This is a genomic window from Mycobacterium sp. Marseille-P9652 (genome assembly GCF_902652685.1).
Taxonomy (GTDB): domain Bacteria; phylum Actinomycetota; class Actinomycetes; order Mycobacteriales; family Mycobacteriaceae; genus Mycobacterium.
Genome location: NZ_CACRUY010000001.1, coordinates 295,516 through 315,364 on the forward strand (window position 1 = coordinate 295,516; position 19,849 = coordinate 315,364).

Annotated in this window: 14 protein-coding genes; 8 read left to right on the forward strand and 6 right to left on the reverse strand. The window is 72.2% G+C overall.

What is annotated here, in order from left to right; genetic code table 11:
• The first annotated feature begins 4 nt into the window (after positions 1-4).
• On the forward strand, positions 5-319 hold the full coding sequence (locus tag GPY60_RS01215) for a DUF732 domain-containing protein (protein ID WP_156685730.1): 315 nt from the start codon (positions 5-7) through the stop codon (positions 317-319).
• A 3-nt stretch (positions 320-322) separates the two neighbouring features.
• Here GPY60_RS01215 and pstS read toward each other — a convergent pair whose 3' ends face one another.
• Both pstS and GPY60_RS01225 read right to left on the reverse strand, forming a co-directional pair.
• Entirely contained in the window at positions 323-1,429 is a 1,107-nt protein-coding gene (pstS, locus tag GPY60_RS01220) for a phosphate ABC transporter substrate-binding protein PstS (protein WP_156685731.1), read from the reverse strand.
• 80 nt (positions 1,430-1,509) lie between these two features.
• Positions 1,510-2,442 (reverse strand): extracellular catalytic domain type 1 short-chain-length polyhydroxyalkanoate depolymerase, encoded by a 933-nt coding sequence (locus GPY60_RS01225; protein ID WP_156685732.1) that lies wholly within the window; start codon positions 2,440-2,442, stop codon positions 1,510-1,512.
• Positions 2,443-2,659: 217 nt separating this feature from the next.
• Between GPY60_RS01225 and GPY60_RS01230 the strand changes: the two genes are divergently transcribed.
• From GPY60_RS01230 to GPY60_RS01240, 3 genes are all read left to right on the forward strand, one after another.
• Positions 2,660-3,016 carry a DUF732 domain-containing protein gene (locus GPY60_RS01230; protein ID WP_156685733.1) on the forward strand — a complete coding sequence of 119 codons (357 nt, stop codon included), beginning with the start codon at positions 2,660-2,662 and terminating at the stop codon, positions 3,014-3,016.
• Between the two features lie 102 nt (positions 3,017-3,118).
• Positions 3,119-3,448, forward strand: coding sequence for a DUF732 domain-containing protein (locus GPY60_RS01235; protein WP_156685734.1), 330 nt, complete (start codon positions 3,119-3,121; stop codon positions 3,446-3,448).
• Between the two features lie 95 nt (positions 3,449-3,543).
• Entirely contained in the window at positions 3,544-3,744 is a 201-nt protein-coding gene (locus GPY60_RS01240) for a hypothetical protein (RefSeq protein WP_197283493.1), read from the forward strand.
• Positions 3,745-3,838: 94 nt separating this feature from the next.
• Here GPY60_RS01240 and mgtA read toward each other — a convergent pair whose 3' ends face one another.
• Genes mgtA through phoU form a run of 3 tightly spaced genes read right to left on the reverse strand, consistent with a single transcriptional unit; the run spans position 3,839 to position 8,134 of the window.
• Positions 3,839-6,469 carry a magnesium-translocating P-type ATPase gene (gene mgtA / locus GPY60_RS01245; protein WP_370462632.1) on the reverse strand — a complete coding sequence of 877 codons (2,631 nt, stop codon included), beginning with the start codon at positions 6,467-6,469 and terminating at the stop codon, positions 3,839-3,841.
• A complete protein-coding gene (locus GPY60_RS01250) occupies positions 6,466-7,458 on the reverse strand; it encodes a magnesium transporter CorA family protein (protein ID WP_156685736.1) in 993 nt (330 codons plus the stop codon). The genes mgtA and GPY60_RS01250 overlap by 4 nt, the downstream gene beginning before the upstream one ends.
• Positions 7,459-7,468: 10 nt before the next feature.
• Positions 7,469-8,134 (reverse strand): phosphate signaling complex protein PhoU, encoded by a 666-nt coding sequence (gene phoU / locus GPY60_RS01255; RefSeq protein ID WP_156685737.1) that lies wholly within the window; start codon positions 8,132-8,134, stop codon positions 7,469-7,471.
• 207 nt (positions 8,135-8,341) lie between these two features.
• On the opposite strand from phoU, the gene GPY60_RS01260 reads away from it, so the two are divergent.
• The 3 genes from GPY60_RS01260 to GPY60_RS01270 are packed head-to-tail and all read left to right on the forward strand — an operon-like array spanning position 8,342 to position 15,889.
• The gene (locus GPY60_RS01260) at positions 8,342-12,730 is read left to right on the forward strand and encodes a cation-translocating P-type ATPase (RefSeq protein WP_231639208.1); all 4,389 of its coding nucleotides are present in this window, start codon (positions 8,342-8,344) and stop codon (positions 12,728-12,730) included.
• Between the two features lie 19 nt (positions 12,731-12,749).
• On the forward strand, positions 12,750-13,361 hold the full coding sequence (locus tag GPY60_RS01265) for a DUF5994 family protein (RefSeq protein ID WP_156685739.1): 612 nt from the start codon (positions 12,750-12,752) through the stop codon (positions 13,359-13,361).
• A complete protein-coding gene (locus GPY60_RS01270) occupies positions 13,358-15,889 on the forward strand; it encodes a cation-translocating P-type ATPase (protein ID WP_156685740.1) in 2,532 nt (843 codons plus the stop codon). Before GPY60_RS01265 ends, GPY60_RS01270 begins: the two co-directional genes overlap by 4 nt.
• On the opposite strand, the gene GPY60_RS01275 is transcribed toward GPY60_RS01270, so the two are convergent.
• Entirely contained in the window at positions 15,849-17,405 is a 1,557-nt protein-coding gene (locus GPY60_RS01275) for an FMN-binding glutamate synthase family protein (RefSeq protein WP_156685741.1), read from the reverse strand. The genes GPY60_RS01270 and GPY60_RS01275 overlap by 41 nt on opposite strands.
• 109 nt (positions 17,406-17,514) lie before the next feature.
• Between GPY60_RS01275 and GPY60_RS01280 the strand changes: the two genes are divergently transcribed.
• On the forward strand, positions 17,515-19,848 hold the full coding sequence (locus tag GPY60_RS01280) for a heavy metal translocating P-type ATPase (RefSeq protein ID WP_156685742.1): 2,334 nt from the start codon (positions 17,515-17,517) through the stop codon (positions 19,846-19,848).
• Position 19,849 lies beyond the last annotated feature (1 nt).

The window sequence follows — 19,849 nt, forward strand, 5'->3', positions numbered from 1 at the left end:
CCCCGTGCGATCACTGGCCGGCCTCCTGGCGGCGGTGGCGCTGCTCGGCGTCGCCGGAGCGCATCACCCCGCCGCTTCCGCCGATGCGGTCGACACGGCGTTCCTCAACGCGATGAAGGCCAAGGGCATCGACTTCTCGTCGCCGCAGGCCGCGATCGTCGCCGCGCACGAGGTCTGCGACGAGCTCGACCTCGGCCGGCAGAAGTCCGACATCGCCGGGGAAGTCCAGAAGAACAGCAACCTCGACGGTTATCGCGCCGGGTTCTTCGTCGGCGCGAGCGTCGCCGCGTACTGCCCGAGGTACCACTCGGCGTCGTGAGTGTCAGGAGACGGCGTCGACGGCGGCCTTGAGCCGGCCCATGAATTCCTGCGGGATGGGGATGTACCCGTTGTCCGCCAGGCCGTCCTGTCCGGCGCCGATCGTGGTCTGCAGGAACGCCCTGACGGCGGCGCCCGCCTGCGGGTCGGGGTATTTCGAGCAGACGACCTCGTACGTCGCCAGCACGATCGGGTAGGACTCGGGCCGGTTGGGCCGGTAGAACGAGATCGTGTCGAGGGCCAGGTCGTTGCCCTGCTTGATGAACCACGCCCCGGAGATGGTCTTGCCCACCGAGTCCGGGGTGATGGTCACCGGTTCGGGGCCCGCCGACGTGACGATCCTGGCCATGTTCAGGTGCTGCGCCTGGGCGAACGACCACTCGTTGTACGTGATCGCGCCTTCCATGCCCTTGACCGCGGCGGCCGCCCCGTCGTTGCCCTTGGCGCCCTCCCCGACGCCGCCGTTGAACTTCTTTCCGGCGCCCCGGCCCCAGACGCCGCCCGACGCCGTGTCCAGGTACTTCTGAAAGTTGTCGGTGGTGCCGGACTCGTCGCTGCGGAACACGACGCGGATCGGCTCGGCGGGCAGGTCGACGCCGGGGTTCAGCGCCTGGATCGCGCCGTCGTTCCACGCGGTGATGGCGCCGTTGAAGATGTTGGCCGCGGTGCGGCCGTCGAGGGTCAGCGAATCCACGCCGTGGACGTTGTAGGCGATCGCGATGGGGCCGAACACCACCGGCAGGTTCCAGGCCGGCGAGCCGCACCGCTGCTGGGCCCGCGCGTACTCGTCGACGTTCAGCGGCGAATCCGATCCCGCGAAATCCGTTTGGCCGCCCAGGAATTCGCCGATTCCCGCGCCCGACCCGTTGGGCGTGTAGTCCAGCGACTGCCCGGGACACGCCTGTTCGAAGGCCTTGACGAAGCGGGTCATCGCGTTGGCCTCGGCCGTCGATCCGCTGGCCTTGAGCACCTGCTTGCCGCCGCACGCCGCTTTGGCCGCGCCCGCGGGGGCCTGGGTCGCGCCTCCCCCGGACTGGTGGCCGCCGCCGCACGCGGACACCAGCACTGCGGCCAGGACGGTCAGCGCGGAACCAAATCTGTTGAGCGGCAACTCATTTCCTTCGTGAGTCGTTACTCGCGGCTTTGAGGCATGGTACAAGATCGCCGCTCACCCGGCATGTCGAGCGGCAGCTACTGGTCGCGGGCGTGCGCCAGGAAGAACTGCGCGATCACCTCGGAGCCGTTCAGCGCGCGGGTGGTGGGCCCGATGACCGCCGTCGGCAGGTACTGCTTGCCTCCCGGCCAGGTGTGGCCGCCGTTGTCGATCTCGTAGAAGACCACCTCGGTCGATGCCGCACACGCCGCGGAGTCGAAGCGGTGGACCACGGTTCCGTCGCCGGCTGCCGGCAGCACCTGCGCTGCCGGATCCTCTTGGCAGCCATCGACAGAACGCCACCGGTCCACCATGCCGACCGCCGACACCGCGTGGCTCACCCCGCCGCGGCCGCGCACCTCACCGCCCTTGAACGGCACCAGGCGGTCGGCGGTCCCGTGCACGGCCAGGACGGAGACGGGACGCGAGGGGTTGCAGGGCACGCCGACGCCGAGCGTGCCCGCGACCGGCGCGACGGCGGCGAAGACGTCGGCGCGCTCGCAGGCCAGCCTGTTGGACATGAAGCCGCCGTTGGACATGCCGGTGACGAACACGTGGCCCGGCGCGATGCCGTAGTCGTGCTGCAGCTTGGCGGCTAGGGCTACGAGGAATCCGAGGTCGTCGACGTGGTGGCGGTCGGCCGGCGACGCGCCCCGCCCGTCCGCCCAGCTCTTGTCGTAACCGTCGGGATAGGCCACCAGCAGGCCGTGCGCGTCGGCCACGGCGTCGAAGTCCGTCAGCCCCTGCTGACCGATCCCCGTTCCCCCGCCGCCGTGCAGGCTGAGCACCAGGCCGACGGGGTCGCCGGGCGGCACGTGCAAGGTGTACGTCCGGTCCATCCCACCGGAGCGGAAGGTGCCCGGCAGGTCTTTCGAGCTGGCCGCCGACACGTGCCGCACGCCGCAACCGGCCACGTACGCCGCCACGCATCCCGTCACGATGGCGAGCCGAAACCATCGCGCGTAATGCATGGGTGTCAAATTACCGATCCGGGCGGTGAATCGGCGAGGGCGGGCGGGTGAAGCGCGGCTGTCGGTCTCGGGGGGCCGCGGGAACCTACGCGAATGTTGGGACGTTCGCAATCTCGAGGATCATTGGATCACCCCAATGCTTAACCTTCTGGCAACATCGGGAGCAACACTTGATGACGGCAACTGTTCGCGCATCTACATCGACGGGGAATCGACCATGACCAGGATCCGTATCCGCAAGCCCGGCCGCCGGCTGTCGATTCTCGCCGCCGGCCCGCTGGTGGCGGCCTCGCTGTTTGCTCCGCTCGCAGTGGCAGCCCCCACTCCCAATCCCGGCTCGACCGACGACGCGTTCATCGCGGCGCTGCACGCCGACGGCATCGAGCACGAGTCGAGGCAGGCGGCGATCACCGCCGGTCACCTGGTGTGCCACCAGCTCGACATGGGCAAGACGCAGGAGCAGGTGGCGACCGACGTGATGAACAGCAGCGGCATCGACGGCGACCACGCCGGGTATTTTGTGGCCATCGCCGAACGTGCGTACTGCCCGCAATACGCCGACATCCCGTCGTAACCGGGCCCGATCCTCGTAGGATCGCGAGTGCGCGGAGTGACGCCCCCGGCGCGGCGCTTCGGGGGCGGTCGCCTCAGGGCGATTTTTTTCAGGGGAGTTTTTATGACCAGCACCGGCACCTTCGGTCGCCTGGCACCGGGCCTGGCGAGCCTGATGGTTGCGGTGGGGTTGCTCGGTTCGGCCGAGGCGACCGCGCACGCCGACGCCACCGATGACGCGTTCCTCGCGGCGCTCAACGCGAAGGGCATCAAATTCAACACGCCGGAAAGGGCGCTGATCGCGGCCCACGAGGTGTGCGACGAGCTCGACACCGGCAGGTCGGCGGCCCAGGTCGCGCAGACCGTTCAGAACAACAGCAACCTCGACGGGTACCACGCGGGCTTCTTCGTGGGCGCCGCCATCCGGGCCTACTGCCCGCAGCACACCTCTTAACCTGATCGCAACGCGCGACACGACTTTCCCGTAACAGCGGCTTGTAGCATTGAGTCAGCCACGATTACGGAGTAATGCAATTGTTTACACGGGTCATGTTTGCTGCGACCATCTCCCTCTCCCTTTCCCTCGGGCTTGCGGCCCAGGCCGGCGCCGACCCGACCGCCTTCGGAGGCCTGACCTGCGCTTGCCACGAAACGGCCCCGCCGGGCAGCGCCGTGCTCACCGACAAGATCAACCAGGGCATCCACGACGGCCTGGGCACCCCGGGGACCGCGTCCGCGGTCGTGCAGTAACTCTTCTTCAGCCCGCCGCGCCCGTCTTCGGTTGCCCCGGTGGGGTTTTCGGCGCCGACGACAGGCGCGTGCTCTTCGCCCGTGACCTTGCGAACTAACGCCGGACGGGCCGGCGGCCGTTGACGTAGTGGAACCGCGCGGCGCGCCGCCGGACGCGGTGCGCATGGCCGCGGGTGCGGTGCGGCGCCCCGGCCAGGTGTATCGGCTCGGCGTAGAACATCAGCTTGGCGAGTTCCACCAGCACCAGGTAGCTGACGACGAAGGCGCCCAGCACGGCGAAGAACTGCCACGGCAGCGGGGCAAAGCCCAGCGGCCGGGCCAGCGGCGAGAGGGTGATCGCGACGCCGACGGCCACCACGGTCAGGCTGGTGGCGGTGAGCTGCCAGCTCGGCCGGCTCCGGAAGAACGGCACCTTGCGGGTGCGGATCGCGAAGATGATCAGCGTCTGCGTCGCAAGGGATTCCACAAACCAGCCGGTGCGGAACTCAACGGCGCCGGCGTGCAGCACGCCCAGCATCAGCCCGAAGGTGAGGAAGTCGAACAGCGAGCTGATGGGGCCGAAGACGAGCATGAACCGGCGGATGAAGGCGACGTTCCAGTGCGCGGGCGCGTGCAGCTGCTCGTCGTCGACCCGGTCGGTCGGGATCGCCAGTTGCGAGCTGTCGTAGAGCAGGTTGTTGAGCAGGATCTGGCTGGGCAGCATCGGCAGGAACGGCAGCAGCGCCGACGCGGCGGCCGCGCTGAACATGTTGCCGAAGTTGCTCGACGTGCCCATCAGGACGTACTTGATGGTGTTGGCGAAGATCCGCCGGCCCTCGGCCACCCCGGTCGCCAGCACGCCGAGGTCCTTCTCCAGCAGCACCACGTCCGCGGCGTCCTTGGCCACGTCGGTGGCGCTGTCGACGGAGATCCCGACGTCGGCGGAGTGCAGGGCGAGCGCGTCGTTCACGCCGTCGCCCAGGAAGCCGACCGAGCGGCCGGTGCGGCGCAGCGCGGTGATGAGCCGGGCCTTCTGCTCGGGGGTGATGCGGGCGAAGATGGTGTGCCGCTGGGCGGCCTCGGCGAACTCGTCGTCGCCCAGCCCGTCCAGCTGTGCGCCGGTGACGGTGCCCTTGGACCCCAAACCGAGATCCGCGCAGACCTTTTCGGCGACGCGCGGATTGTCGCCGGTGGCTATCTTCAGTTCGATGCCCAGGCGGGCAAGTGCGGCAAGGGATTCGCGCGCGGCGGGTTTGGGTTCGTCGGCGAAAACCAGGAACCCGGCCAGCGTCAGGCCGGCCTCGTCCCCGCCGGCGATAGCGGTCGCGCCCGGGGCGGCCCTCGTGGCCACGGCCACCACCCGGCGGCCCGCGGCGAACAGGCCCGCGAGGGTGTCGTCGGCGGCCGGCGGGGTCGAGACGCACTGTGCCATCACCTGTTCGGGCGCGCCCTTGACCACCAGCAGGCGCTGCCCGTCGTCGTCGACCAGCACCGACGTCGCGCGGCGTTCGTGATCGAAGGGCCGCACCGCGACGCGGCGGACGCCACCGACGAGTTCCTGGGAGCGCGGCGACTCCCAGAGCGCCGCGTCCAGCGGATTGGCGCTCACGCCGCCAGCTTCGGGGTCCACGTCGGAGGCCAGCAGCCCGAGGCGGCGCACCGGCTCACTGTGGCCGCCGGCCGCGTCGATCGTGTCGACCAGGCGGATCCGGCCCTCGGTCAGCGTGCCGGTCTTGTCGGTGAGCAGGATGTCGATGTCACCGAGGTCCTCGATGCACACCAGCCGCTTGACGAGCACCTTGGCCGCGGCCAGCCGCCGGGAGCCGGTCGCCAGGCTGGTGCTGACCACCGCGGGCAGCAGCTGGGGCGTGATGCCCACCGCGATCGCCAGCGAGAACAGCACGGAATCGATGACGGGCTTGCTCAGCAGCAGGTTGCTGATCAGGATGATCACGACGAGCGCGACTGCGACCTGCAGCAGCAGGTAGGAGAACTTGCGCAGCCCCACCTGGAAGTCGGTCTCCGGCGGTCGCTCGTCCAATCCCGCTGCAATGCGGCCGAATTCGGCGTTGCGGCCGGTGGCGTACACCACACCGGTGCCCTCGCCGGCGCTGACGATCGTGCCCATGAACGCGACGTCGGTCGAGTCGGCGAGTTCGCTTCCCGCCGGCACGGCTTCCGGTGACTTCTCCGACCCGGTCGACTCGCCGGTCAGGATGCTTTCATTGCATTCCAGGCCGCTGACCTCGATCAGCCGGACGTCGGCCGGCACGGCCTCGCCCAGCGAGAGCCGGATGATGTCGCCGGGAACCAGCGCGGTGACGTCGAGCGTGACGTAAGTCCCGTCGCGGCGCACCAGCGTGTTGTGGTGCACCCCGGCGTGCAGGGCGGCGGCGGCCCGCTCGGCGCGGTACTCGTTGAGGAAGCCCAGGCCGACGCTGGCGGCCAGGATCACGCCGATGATGACCGCCTGCATGCTGTCGCCCAGGAAATAGGAGACCACCGCGGTGCCGGCCAGCAGGATCAGCACCGCGTTGCGCAGCTGGCGGCCCAGCACCGCGAACGCGTTGACGTGGTGGGTCCGCACGGCGTTCGGGCCGTAGCGCTCCAGCCGGGCGGCCGCCTCGGCCCCGGACAGGCCGGCGGGCGAGCTGTCCAGCCGCCGCAGCACCTCGTCGACGGGGGCGCCGGCCGCGGCCCCGGTGTCCAGGGCCGCCGTGGCGGGCCGGGCGACGTCGGCGGTCACAACCAGTCCCGTCGCCGGAACGTCACGTAGAGCAACGCCATCAGGACGACGATCACGGTGGCGCTCACGAGGAAGCCCGCGGGCCTGCCGAAGCCCGGATAGGGCACGTTCTGGCCGTAGAAGCCGGTGATCGCGGTCGGGACGGCGATGATGGCCGCCCAGCCGGTGAGCTTCTTCATGACGGTGTTCAGCCGGGCGTCCTGCAACGACAGGTTGGTCTCGAAAATCGTTGTGATCATGTCGCGCAACGACTCCGTCCATTCCGACACGCGCAGCACGTGGTCGTAGAGGTCGGCGTAGAGGGGGTCGAGCTCCCGCGCGGAGTCGATCTGAAGGCGGTGATGCTGAATGGAATTGACGACCTCGCGCATCGGCAGCGCCACCCGCCGCAGGTTGACCAGGTCCCGGCGCATCTGAAACGTCCTGCGCTGGAACGACCCCTGCCGCTGGGAGCTGCCGTCGAACAGCTCGTCCTCGATCGCCTCGATGCAGTCGTCCAGCGCCTCCACGGCCGCGAAGTGGCTGTCGACCACGACGTCGAGCAAGCCGTGCACCAACGCGCCCACGCCGAACTGCTGGCCGCCGATCTCGTCCCACCGCCGCGTGATCCGCCCGATGTCGAAGTCGGGCGTCAGGCGCACCGTGATCAGGCCCCGCGGCAGGACGAACGCCGAGATGCGGCGCATCGTGAGCATCCGCGGCGCGTCCTCGGTGGTCTCACCGGCGACGTCGACGGCGTAGACGGTGAAGAAGGTGTGGCTGGCGTACGCGGTCGACTTGACGCGCTCGGCCTCCGCGACGGCGTCCTCGACGGCCCAGTGATTCAAACCGAGTTCCTCCGCCAGGCCGCACAGCGTGTCGTGGTCTGGGTCGCAGAGGTCCACCCACACCAAAACGCCCTCCTGCGCGAGGTATTCGGAGACGTCCTCGAAGGCGAAATCGGCCTGCGGCTCACCGGAACGCCACACGCGGCCCTGAATGCTCGGCACGCCCCCGCCCTCAGTAAGTCGAAATCTCGTCTTCGGCGGGCAGATCCCCGGTGACCGCGAAGATGACGCGCCGCCCGACCTCCACGGCGTGGTCGGCGAAGCGCTCGTAAAACCGCCCCAGCAAAGCGGTTTCGACGGCCGCGTGGATGCCGTGCGCCCAGTGGTCGTCCATCAGCACCCCGAACAGCTGCCGGTACAGGTCATCCATCGCGTCGTCCTGCTCGTGCAGCCGGGCGCCCTGCGCCGGGTCACGCGAGATCAGCACCTGTTTTGCGCTCTCCCCCATGGCAATTGCCACCTTACCCATCTCGGCGAAGCACGCGCGGACGTCCTCGGGGAGTGGGTGCGCCGAATACTCACGCCGCGCGATCTTCGCGATGTGCACGGCCAGCGCGTCCATCCGCTCGGTGTCGGCGAGGATCTGGAAGCCGCTGAAGACCGCCCGCAGGTCCCCGGCCACCGGCTGCTGCAGGGCCAGCAGGTCGAAGGCCTGGCGCTCGGCGTGCGCGCGCATCTCAACGATCCGCTCGTGGCCACCGATCACCGCTTCCGCCGCGCCCGTATCCGCTTCCAGCAGCGCCTGGGTCGCGCCCTTCATCGACTCCCCGGCCAGCCCGCACATCTCTCCGAGTTGCACGGCCAGCTCGACCAGCTGCTGTTGGTACGCGGTTCGCATCGCACAAGCCTCCCTAGGGCGCGCGTCACACGCTAGAGACCGCCGTGACATTTGCACAAGTGACGAAAGGCATCCAAGGAGAGCCGCAACGACTCCTGCCCCGCACGTGGCCGGCCGGTTAGTCTCCACTCAGCCAAAGGGTTTGCCGAACGTTAACTCAACTCCGGTCATGGTGGCCGCCTGCTTGCCCGAAAATCGCACAAGGCCGTGAAACGAATTCTTACCGTCCCCTTCACCGCCGCCCTGCTGGGCGGCAACGCCGCGCTGAACGTGGGCAGGTCGCTGGCCCGAGCCACGCCGGACGTGCCGGCACTGACCCGCGCGGTGGCGGGCGTGGCGCTCGAGGCCGTCGGCGGGGCGCCGGCGCGACGCTGCAGCACCAACGGTCCGCGGCGCTGGATCGAGGTGCGCGGCCTTGACGGCCCGTACGCCCCGGCCATCGCCGCCGGCGTGCTGGCGGCGGCGAGGTCGGCCCCCGGCGTGCGCCAGGCGTACCTCAACCACACCCTGGCGCGGCTGGTGGTCACCGTCGACGAGGACTCGGACAAGGTGCCTTCGGCGGCCGAGCTGTGCCGGGTCGTCGCCGACGCCGAACGCCACGAGGACCCATCGACGCCCCGGACCCACCCGGCGAGCCTGCCCGGGGACGACGCGCTGCTGGTCGGCCGGATCATCGCGGCCACGGCCGCCACTGTGGGCCTTGGCGTTTCGCTGACCGGCAGCCTGCTGCGCCTGCCCCGGCTGCCCGACCTGGTGGCCGTGCCGCCGACGCTGGCCGACCACGTGCCGCGGGTGCGCCGGGAGCTGGACCGGCGCCTCGGTCCCGAGGGGGCCGACGTGCTGTTCGGCTTCGTCAACGCCGCGACCGCCGCTCTGACGCTGTCGCCGGCGGCCGCGGCCGCGGAGGCGGCCACGCGGGCGATGCTGGTGGTCGAGGCGTGGAACGGCCGGGTCTCGTGGTCCCGGCAGGAACCGGCGCTGGGCGGCCGGGCGGTGCCCGACGACGCGGCCGTGGCGCCGCGCGGCTTTCCCGCGCCGCCCGACGGGCCTGCGGAACGCTACGCCGACCGCGCCGGCGCGGCCGGGCTGGCCGCCGCCGCCGCGGTCGGACTGCTGTCGCTCAACCCCGACGCGGCCGGGGCGGCCGCGCTGGCCGCCGTCCCCAAGCCCCTGCGCACCGTCCGCGAGGCGTTCGGCTGCGCGATGACCCGCGGGCTGTCCACCCGCCACGACGCGCTGGTGCTGCGGCCCCGGGCCCTTCGCACCCTCGACCGCGTCGACGCGATCATGATCGACCCGCGGGCGCTGTACACCGACGACTTGACGGTGACCCGCGTTCTGGGACTGGACAATTCGGCCCGGGCCCACGCTTGGGAGGCGGTGCGCGCCGCGCTCGACACCGACGGGCTGGAGCCGGGGTGGCACCGGCTGGCCGACATCCCCGGCGCCGGCGACACCGGCGAAGCCCTGATCAGCCCGGTGCGCGACCCGTTCGCGGCGGCGGTGCTCACCGAAGCGCGGCAGGCACAGCCGCGCATCTATTCCCTCGACGACGACGGATTGCGTTCCCTCGCACAGGGATTCGATCAACTGTACCCGGACGACGGCGGGTCGACCGACCACGCCGTCGCGGCGGCCGTCGCCGAACTTAAGGCCGGCGGGGCCACCGTCGCGCTGTTGACCACCTCGGCGATGCGGGCCACACACCGCGCCGACGTCACGATCGGCGTGCTGCGCGACGGACATCTCCCGCCGTGGGGCGCCGACATGGTGGTGTCCGACCTCACCGGCGCCTGGCGGGTGCTGCACGCGCTGCCCGCCGCGCGCGCCGCCACCGGCGGCGCCGTGCGGCTGTCGGCGTCGGCGTCGGTGATCGGCGCGCTGATGCTGATTCCCGGTGTGCCGGGACGCAGTTCGACGTCGACCAATGTCGGCATGGCCGCCAGCCTGTGGTTCGGGTACCGGGCCGGCGTCAAGGTCTTCTCCGACCCGTTGCCGGAACCGGAAACCACGCACGACTGGCACGGCCTGCCGGTGGCCGAGGTGCAACGCCTGCTCGCCCGGCCCCCCGACGAACACGCTGGGCAGCAGGCGGTTCCGGTGCGCGCGCTGCGCGGCGCCACCGTTGGTTTCGTCGGGGCCTCGTGGGGACTGCTCCGCGACTTCGCCGAGGAGATGAGGGCGAACCTCGCCGATCCCATCACCCCGCTGCTGGCCACCGGCGCGCTGGCCAGCGCGCTGCTCGGTTCCCCGCTCGACGCCGTCCTCGTCGGCAGCGTGCTGCTGGCCAACGCCGCGCTGTCGTCGGAACAGCAGCTGCACGCCGAACGGATCCTCAATCGCCTGCTGGCCGTGCAGGAACCGCCCGCGCGGCGCCGGATCGGCCCCCCGAACGCGCGGCGCACCGAGAAGGTGCCCGCCACCCGGCTGCGCCCGGGCGACGTCATCGAGCTGCACGCCGATGAGGTGATCCCTGCCGACGCCCGGCTGATCTACGCCCTGAACGTCGAGGTCGACGAGGCCACGCTCACCGGCGAGTCGCTGCCGGTGGCCAAGCAGACCGAGCCCACGCCGGGCGCCCCGCTGGCCGAGCGGACCTGCATGCTCTACGCGGGGACGACCATGGTGGCCGGCACGGCGGTGGCCGTGGTGACGGCGGTCGGCTCTCGATCGGAGATGCGCCGCGCGCTGGCGATGGCGCCGCGCAAGATGCAGGAGATCGGGCTGCAGCGCCAGCTGCAGCGGGTGACGCGGCGCGCGTTGCCGTTCAGCATGGCCGGCGGAAGCCTGGTGGGGGCGCTCAGCGTCGCGCGGGGCACCCCGCTGCGCGAGGCGGTCTCCAGCGCGGTCACCCTCATCGTCGCCGCCATCCCGGAGGGCCTGCCGCTGGTGGCCACGCTGGCCCAGCAGGCCGCGGCGCGCCGGCTCACCGGCGCGTCGGTGCTGATCCGCAACGCCCATTCCATCGAAGCGCTGGCCCGGCTGAACGTGGTGTGCTTCGACAAGACGGGCACGCTCAGCGAGAACCGGCTGCGGGTGAAGTCGGTGCACCCGGTGGACGGCTTCACCGCGGGCCAGGTGCTGGACGCGGCGGTGAGCACGAGCTACGCGATGCACAGCCACCGCGTCGAGCACGCCACCGACGACGCGATCACGCAGGCGGCCGACGACCCGTCGCTGCGGGGTGACGGGTCGCGGGCACGGCACCGGCAGACGCGCGACGCGTTCCTGCCGTTCCAGTCCGGGCGCCCGTTCGCCGCCGCGCTCGTCGGGACCCGGCTGACCATCAAGGGCTCCCCCGAGGTCCTGGCGTCGGCCCTGCGCCGGGCTGACGGCCCGGTGGAGCGGCGCATCGACGAGATGGCCGCGGACGGCCTGCGGGTGCTCGCCGTGGCCGAGCGCGAGCTCACCGCGGAGCAGGCCGCGGCCGCGGCGGCGGATCCCGACTTCCTGGAAGGCCTCTGCACGTCGGAGCTCACGCCGGTCGGGCTGCTCGGCCTGGCCGACACGCTGCGCCCGAAGGCCGCCGACGTGCTGGACGAGCTGGCCCGACGCGACATCGGCGTCCGGCTGATCACCGGCGACCACCCGGCGACCGCGGCCGTGATCGCCCGCGAGCTGGGCATCGACGTGACCGCCGAGCAGGTGGTCACCGGCAGCGACTGGGAGGCGATGTCGGCGGACGACCGCGCGCGGACGGCCGCGTCGCGGCAGGTGTTCGCCCGCATGACGCCCGAGCACAAGATCGACGTGGTGCAGACCCTGGAGCGGGCCGGGATGGTCACGGCCATGGTCGGCGACGGCGTCAACGACGCCGCGGCGATCCGGGCGGCCAGCGTGGGCATCGGGGTGGCCGCGCGGGGCAGCGACGCGGCGCGCACCGCCGCCGACGTCGTGCTGCTCGACGAGCGGATCGAGGCGCTGCTCGACGCCCTCGACGAGGGTCGCCAGCTGTGGCGGCGGGTGCAGTCGGCGGTGTCGATGCTGCTGGGCGGCAACCTCGGCGAGGTCTCCTTCGCGCTCATCACCACAGTCCTCACGGGGCGTTCGGTGCTCAACGCCCGCCAGATGCTGCTGGTCAACATGCTCACCGACGCGCTCCCCGCCGCCGCACTGGCCGTGAGCCCGCAGATCGGCACGGCCGAGGTCGACCGCGACGAGGCGGCGATGTGGCGGGCGATCGCCATCCGCGGCGCGGCGACGACCGCCGGCGCCACGCTGGCGTGGACCATGGCCATCGCCACCGGCACCCCGTGGCGTGCCGGGACGGTGTCGCTGATCGCGCTGGTCGGCACGCAGCTCGGCCAGACGCTCGTCGACTCGCGCGCCCCGCTGGTGCTGCTGACGTCGGTCGGGTCCCTCGGGGCCCTCGCTCTGGTGGTCAGCACCCCCGGGCTCAGCCAGGTCTTCGGCTGCACGCCGGTCGGGCCCGTCGCCTGGGCCCAGGGCCTGTCGGCCGCCGCCGCGGCCAGCCTGCTGTCGGCCGTCGCACCCGGGCTGCTGCTGAGCGCCTCGCAGGCCGCACAACGCCGCGTCGCCCCTGATTTTCCCGCCCAGGTCGCGGCCGGACCGTCAAGGCCTTACATTCCGAGATGACCAACGAGCAGGAAGACACATGGAACTCGCAAATCGATTGCAGCTCAAGCCCTATCGGACGGCGTCGGAGCACATCGACGGCGCCTGGTGGCCGCGGTCGGCGAACCTGGTGGACGAGCTGCCGGCGTTATCCGCCGCGGTGTCGGACCGGCTGGGCCAGGTCGTGATGGTGGGCTATCGCCGCAACGGCTGGCAGGAGGCGCCGGCCCTGGCCGAGATCGGCGGCCACACCGTGGAATTGCTCGGGTTCACCAGCGACGAGCCCACCAGCATCATCCTCATCGGCGAGGACGGCCGGCACCTCACGCTGCACGTGATCCGGCCCGACGCGGGCGAGGAGGCGGCCCGCCGGGCCCTGGACGAGGCGGGGGCGCGCGCCGACGCCGACGCCGCGCCGGCCGGCCGCGCCGCCGCCGCCAAGTCACTGGCCGATGTCGCGGACAAGCTGGCCCGCCACGAGGGCACCGACGACGAGCAGCGGATCGCCCAGATCAGGCACTGGTGCGACGACGCCGCCGGCCAGTTCGTCGACGCGCCGGTCCAGACCTTCGTGCCCATCCTCGTCGAACACATCGTCCGCAACCGCATGGTCGAGTCCCGCAGGCAGGCCGCGTCAGCCACGCGGTCGTGAACCCCGACCGCGGGCCGGGCACCGACCCGGACCGCGGACTGACTGCGCAGGAGGCCGCCCGCCGCCTCGCCGCGGTCGGCCCCAACGACATCGAGCGCGCGGCGCCGTTGCCTGCTTGGAAGAGGCTGGCGGCGCAGTTCCGCAGCCCGCTGATCTACCTGCTGGCGGCCGCGCTGGTCGCCTCGCTCGGGGTCTGGGTGGCCGAGGGGGCCACCGGCTGGCCGGTCGACGCGGTGGTGATCGGCGTCATCCTGGTGCTCAACGCCGTGCTCGGGTACGTGCAGGAGTCCCGCGCCGAACATGCCGTCGACGCCCTGGCAAGGATGACGGCGGCGACGGCGACGGTGGTCCGCGACGGCACGCGCCGCGAGGTTCCGGCCCGAGATTTGGTGCCGGGCGATGTGCTGCTGCTGGCGGAGGGCGACGCGGTGCCCGCCGACGCCCGACTGCTGTCGGCGGCCGGGCTGGAGGTGTCCGAGGCCGCGCTGACGGGGCGCAGCCAACCCGTCACCAAGACCGCCGGGAATTCGGCCGATGACACGTCCATGGTCTGCATGGTTTTCAAAGGCACCGCGGTCGCCCGGGGCGCCGGGCGCGCCGTCGTGACGGCCACCGGGATGCGGACGCAGACCGGGCAGATCGCCGGGCTGGTGCGCGCGGTCGGCCACGAGCCGACCCCGCTGCAGCGCGAGGTGGCGAGGGCCAGCCGGGTGCTCGGGATCGCCGTCGTCGTGATCGCCGTGGTGGTGATCGCGACCGTCGTGTTCGTCTACGGGATCCACGACGCGCACGGCGCGGTCACGGCCGTGCTGCTGGGGGTGTCGCTGGCCGTGGCGGCCGTGCCGGAGGGGCTGCCCGCCATCATGTCGGTGGTCCTCGCCGTCGGGATGCGGCGGATGGCCGGGCAGAACGCCATCGTCAGGGAGCTCGCGTCGGCCGAGACCCTGGGGTCGGCGTCCGTCATCTGCTCCGGCAAGACCGGCACGCTGACCACCGGGGAGCTGGCGATCGTCCGCGTCGTCACCCCGGTGGGCCGATTGACGATCCCCGCCGGCGACGCGCCCGCGGCCCCGGCCCTGGCGCGGCAGGTGGCACTGGTGCTGGACGCCGGCGGCGCGGCCGACGGCAGCGAGCCGATCCGGGCGGCTTTCCGGGCGGCCCGGCGCGGCGCGACCGCCGCCGGCGACGTCGCGGGCCCACTGGCTGGCGACCCGGCGGCGGTGGTCGCCCGCTGCGCATGCCTGCGGGCCGGCGATCGGCTGGCGCCGCTCGACGAGCCGGCCCGGGAGGCGATCCTGGGCGACGCCGAGCGGCTGGCTCGCGACGCGCTGCACCCGGTCGCCGTCGCGCACCGCTCCCCGGAGGGCGACCTGGTCTACCTGGGCATGGTCGGCATCACCGACCCGCCGCGTCCCGAGGCGGCCGCGGCCATCGCCGACGCACACCGCGCCGGGGTCAAGGTCGTGATGATCACCGGCGACCACCCGCGCGCGGCGGCGCGCATCGCCCGCGAGCTGGGCATCGAGGCGCGGGAATCGGCGCTGTCCGGCGCCGAACTCGAGGCCCTCGACGACGACCAGCTGCGCGAAACCGTGCGCCGCCACTCGCAGTTCACTCAGGTCAACCCGGTGGACAAGCTGCGAATCATCGAGGCACTGCAGGCCGACCATGAGATCGTCGCGGTCACCGGCGAGGGCATCAACGACGCGCCGGCGCTCAAGTCCGCCGACATCGGCATCGCGATGGGCCGGACCGGCACCGACGTCGCCCGGGAGGCGGCGAACATGATCCTGGCCGACGACAACTTCGCGACCATCGTCGCGGCCATCCGCGAGGGCCGGGGCATCTTCGCCAACATCAAGAAGTCGCTGCGCTACCTGCTGTCGTCGAACATGGGCGAGATCTTCACCGTCTTCTTCGGTGTCGTGCTGGCCGGCCAGATCGGCCTGTCGCAGGGCGGCGCCATAACGCTGCCGCTGCTGGCGACACAGATCCTGTGGGTCAACCTGCTCACCGACGGCGCGCCGGCGCTGGCGATGGGCGTGGACCCGCAGACCGAAGAAGTGATGGGCCGGCCACCGCGGGCGAGGTCCGAGCGGGTCATCGACGGGCGGATGTGGAACAACATCGTGCTGATCGGCGCCGCGGTGGGGGCCGCGACGCTGGTCACGATCCACCTCTACGCGCCCACCGGCCCGATGCCGTCGTCGCTCGACACCGCGCGCACGGCGGGGTTCACGGTGCTGGTGATCAGCCAGCTGTTCAACACGATCAACGCCCGCAGCGAGACCCGGAGCGCGTTTCACCGGTTCTTCGCCAACGGCTGGCTGTGGGCGGCGATCGCGGTGTCGGCGCTGCTGCAGGTGGGCGTTGTTCAGCTGCCGTGGCTCAACACGGCCTTCACCACCACGCCGCTGTCGCCGGGCCAGTGGCTGGTGTGCATCGTGGTGTCCAGCAGCGTGCTGTGGGTCAGCGAGGCGCGCAAGCTCATCCTGCGGCTGCGCGACCGGCGGCCATCAGGGCGGTGATCGCCTCCACGTCGGCCGGTCCCGGCAGGCCCCAGTCCGGCTTGTAGTCGAACAGCTCGTCGGCCCGCACGGTCCGCAGGTCGACGTCGAGCAGCTCGAACGCGTCGAGCGGAACGAGGGCGGGGTGCGCGTGGCCGCACGCGCGGGCCAGGCACAGCAGCTCGAAGCGCAGGGTGGCCAGGTAGTTGGCGCAGCGCACAGACTTCAGCGCCGGGTCCAGCCCGTGCTGCAGCCACGCCGACTGCGTGGCCACGCCCGACGGGCAGCGGCCGGTGTGGCAGCGCTGCGCCTGGATGCAGCCGATGGCGAACATCGCGGTGCGGGCGACGTTGATCATGTCGCAGCCCATCGCCATCGCCAGCAGCGCGTTCTCCGGCAGGCCCAGCTTCGCCGACCCGACGAACACCACGTCGTGATGCAGGCCCGCCTCGGCGAACGCGCGGTACACCCGCGGGAACGCCCACTTGAAGGGCAGCGCGACGTGGTCGGCGAAGACCAGCGGGGCCGCGCCCGTGCCGCCCTCGCCGCCGTCGACGGTGACGAAGTCCACGCCCGTCCCGGTGCGGGCCATACGCGCCGCCAGCTCGGGCCAGAACGAGCCCTCCCCGACCGCCGACTTGATGCCCACCGGCAGGCCCGTCGCGTCGGCGATCGTCTCGACCAGTTCCAGCAGCCCGTCGACGTCGCGGAACGCGGAGTGCCCGGCCGGGCTCTTGCAGTCCACGCCCACCGGGATCCCACGGATGGCGGCGATCTCGGGGGTCACCTTGGCCCCGGGCAGCATGCCGCCCAGGCCGGGCTTGGCGCCCTGGCTGAGCTTGATCTCGATGGCGCGGATCTGCGGCGTCGCCGCCACGCGGTCGACAAGGCGGGCCAGGCTGAAGGTGCCGTCGTCGTTGCGGCAGCCGAAGTAGCCGGTGCCGATCTGCCAGATGAGCTCGCCGCCGACCAGGTGATAGGGCGAGACGCCGCCCTCCCCGGTGGTGTGCAGCGCGCCGGCCATGGCCGCGCCCTTGTTGAGCGCGGTGACCGCCGCGCCGGACAGCGACCCGAAGCTCATCGCGGAGATGTTGACCAGGGACGACGGGCGGAACGCCTTGGCCCGTCCGCGCGCGCCGCCGAGCGTCTTCGCGGCCGGCAGCGGCACCGCCGGGTCCGGGTGCGCCGGTTCGCCCTCGGGCGCCGGCACCGGGAACGCCGCGTGCTTGATGATGGGGTAGTTGTGCACCCGCTCCAGGTCGTTGTCCGTGCCGAAGCCGAAGTAGCGGTTTTCCAGCTTGGACGACGTGTAGACCCAGCGGCGCTGGTCGCGGCTGAAGGGGCGCTCGGCGTCGTTGTCGGTGACGATGTACTGCCGCAGCTCGGGGCCCACGGCCTCCAGCAGGAAGCGCAGGTGTCCGACGACCGGGTAGTTGCGCAGGATGGTGTGGCGGCGCTGCCAGAGGTCCCAGCCCGCGACGGCGGTCAGGCCGCCGCCGGCTACTGCTGTCAGGGAGGCGGCGAGGCCGCGTTTCATCACGACACCATGCTCACGGGCGCGCGTCGCCGCTTCTAGTGACCTTTGTCGTCAATGGCCTTCTTTTCGGCCCTAGTCGGGGCGGCGGCGACGGGCCAGGCTCGCTGGTGTGAAGGATTCCGCCGCGGCGAGGCTGCGCCGACTGGTCGAGCCGGCGCTCGTCGGGGTGACGCTCGCCGCGCTGGCTGCCGGCGGGATCGCTTGGCTGGCCGGCGCCCGCAGCGTTGCCGACGGCTGCTGGATCGCCGGCACCGTGGTGGCCGTGGTGCCCGCGGTCGTGTGGGTGCTGGGCGGCCTGCGCCATGGCCGGCTCGGGGTCGACCTGATCGCGGTGCTGTCGCTGGTCGGCACGCTGCTGGTGCACGAGTATCTCGCCGGAGCGCTGATCGCCGTCATGCTCGCCGGCGGGCGGGCGCTCGAGGCGGCGGCCGAGCGCCGCGCCTCCCACGACCTTCGGGCGCTGCTCGAGCATGCGCCGCGCTTCGCCCGCCGCCGCGCCGGGTCGGCGGTGACGGTGGTCGCGCTGGACGAGGTGGCCGTGGGCGACCTGCTGGTCGTGGGCCCCGGCGAGGTCGTCCCCGTGGACGGGCGCGTGTCCGACGGCGTCGCGGTCCTCGACGAGTCGGTCCTGACCGGCGAGCCGCTGCAGGTCGAGCGCGGCGTCGGCGAGCCCGTCCGCAGCGGTGTGGTCAACGCGGGCAGCGCGTTCGAGATGACCGCGACCGCGATCGCCTCCGACAGCACCTATGCGCACATCGTCCGGCTCGCCGAGGAGGCCGGGGCGCAGAACGCCCCGGTGGTGCGGTTGGCCGACCGCTACGCCGCCTGGTTTCTGCCGCTGACCCTGCTGGTCGCGGGCGGGGCGTGGCTGGCCAGCGGCTCGGCGGTGCGGGCGGTTGCGGTGCTGGTGGTGGCGACCCCGTGCCCGCTGCTGCTGGCCGCGCCGGTCGCCATCGTGTCCGGCCTGTCGCGGGCGTCGCGGCACGGCGTGGTGATCCGCAACGGGGCGGCGCTGGAAAACCTGGGCCACGCAAAGACTTTGGTGATGGACAAGACCGGCACGGTGACTATGGGACGGCCCGTCGTCATCGACGTCACCGCCGCCCCCGGGGCGGACGCGATCGAGGTGCTCCGGCTGGCCGCGTCGGTGGACCAGATGTCCCCGCACGTGCTGGCCGAGGCGATCGTCACCGAGGCGCACGCCCGCGCCCTGAACCTGTCGCTGCCCACCGAGGTGGTCGAGGAGCCCGGCCGCGGCGTCACCGGCACCGTCGACGGGCGGCGCGTCGAGGTCGGCAAGCTCTCCGTCGCCACGGCCGCCGCGGCGTGGGCGCGGGCGGCGCTGAACCGGGCCCTGCTCGACACCGCCGCGATCGCGTGGGTGCGCGTCGACGGGCAACTGTTCGGTGCGGTGCTGCTGCGGGACCCGCTGCGGCGCCACGCGCCCCGCACCATGCGGCGCCTGCGCGGCGCCGGGTTGAACCGCCTGGTGATGCTGACCGGCGACCGCATGGAGCCCGCCCGCGAGGTCGGGGCGGTCCTCGGCCTCGACGAGGTGTACGCCGAGCAGAGCCCCGCCGACAAGGTGGCCGCCGTGCGCGCCGAGAAGGAGCGGGCGGTCACCGTGATGGTCGGCGACGGCGTCAACGACGCGCCCGCCCTCGCCGCCGCCAGCGTCGGCGTGGCCATGGGCGCCCGGGGAACGACGGCGTCGTCGGAGGCCGCCGACATCGTCCTGACCACCGACCGGCTGGACCGGCTCGCCGACGCGATGGACATCGCGCGATGGTCGCGGCGCATCGCCGTGCAGAGCGCGGTCGTCGGCATGGGGCTCTCGCTGGTCGCGATGGCCGTCGCGGCGCTCGGGTGGCTGCCGCCGGCCGCGGGTGCGCTGCTGCAGGAGGGCATCGATGTCGCGGTGATCGCGAACGCGCTGCGCGCGTTGCGGGGAAATCCGGCCGTCGACGTCGACCTGCCCCGGGCCACCGAGGAGATGCTGCGGCGGTTCGACGCCGAGCACGACGAACTGCGCGACGCGATCGGTGTGCTGCGGGACGCGGCCGATCGCCTCGCCGGCGCGCCGGATCAGCCGGCGGCGCTGCAGGCCGTCGACCGGGCACACACCCTGTTGACCCGGCGGATCCTGCCCCACGAGCGCGCGGAGGAGACCCAGCTCTACCCCGCCCTGGCCCATCCTCTCGGCACCGGGGAGGCCACGGCCACGATGAGCCGCACGCACGCGGAGATCCAGCGACTGTCGGACCGCGTCGGCGCGCACCGGGAATTGGCCCACGCCGCCGGCGCGATCGCGCCCGAGCAGGTCGACGACCTGCTGGCGTGCCTGTACGGGTTGTACGCGCTGCTGCGGCTGCACTTCGTGCAGGAGGAGGAGAACTACTTCACCCTCGCCGAGGACGAACCCCAGACGGCGGAGGCGGGCTGAC